The organism is Serratia sp. MMO-28 (assembly GCF_037199905.1).
Lineage (GTDB): Bacteria > Pseudomonadota > Gammaproteobacteria > Enterobacterales > Enterobacteriaceae > Chania > Chania oryzae.
This window is the reverse complement of record NZ_JBBCVB010000141.1, coordinates 1-223: the sequence shown is the minus strand read 5'-3', so window position 1 is coordinate 223 and position 223 is coordinate 1. Positions and strand designations below refer to the sequence as shown.

General features: G+C 56.1%; 1 pseudogene. It reads right to left on the bottom strand.

What is annotated here, in order from left to right:
* Positions 1–223, bottom strand: a pseudogene (locus WG891_RS26910) (type VI secretion system contractile sheath large subunit); the annotation flags it as partial.

The window sequence follows — 223 nt, the reverse complement described above, 5'->3', positions numbered from 1 at the left end:
CTTCAGCAGGTCTAAAAAGACGCTGACGGCAGCGGTCACACGCTCATCGGCCGAGACGTCCGCCAGGGCATCGCCGTCCTGAAAAGCCTCAATGCCGTTAAGCTGGGAGACTGGGTTAAGGTTGATTTTTTCAAACAATGACGCATAAACGCTGTGCGGCGCCGGGGCGTTTTTTTCCAGCACGGTGGTAGTGTGGCTCTGACGTTGTGCCGTTCTTTCCTGC